The 249-nt window shown below is 36.5% G+C and carries 1 protein-coding gene; it reads left to right on the top strand.

Annotated features, from left to right (window positions below; genetic code table 11):
• Positions 1-222 (top strand): antitoxin (locus FC70_RS02635; RefSeq protein ID WP_057705520.1); only part of this gene is annotated, 222 nt, incomplete at its 5' end.
• Between the last annotated feature and the right edge of the window lie 27 nt (positions 223-249).

Genomic DNA, 249 nt, shown 5'->3' with positions numbered 1-249 from the left:
CAAGTTAATGACGAAGACGAAACCGTTTATATTGCTCGTTCAAATAGTCGCGCAGTGGCCATCGTTTCACAAGAAAAAATGGATTGGCTAGAACGAGCATTAAAAGCTAAAGAAGGCTCGTTAGAATATGCAATTGCACGTGATCAGTTAATTAAACGCCATGTTTTACCTGACGATGAAATTGTTGAATCAGATGATGATTATTGGGGTCAGTTTAAATAATGAAAAAACTAAGATTTAAACCACGTG

The sequence above is a fragment of the Paucilactobacillus oligofermentans DSM 15707 = LMG 22743 genome, assembly GCF_001434315.1.
GTDB classification, from domain to species: Bacteria; Bacillota; Bacilli; order Lactobacillales; family Lactobacillaceae; genus Paucilactobacillus; species Paucilactobacillus oligofermentans.
The sequence above is the reverse complement of the archived record's forward strand: the minus strand, read 5'-3'. Positions and strand labels throughout refer to the sequence as shown.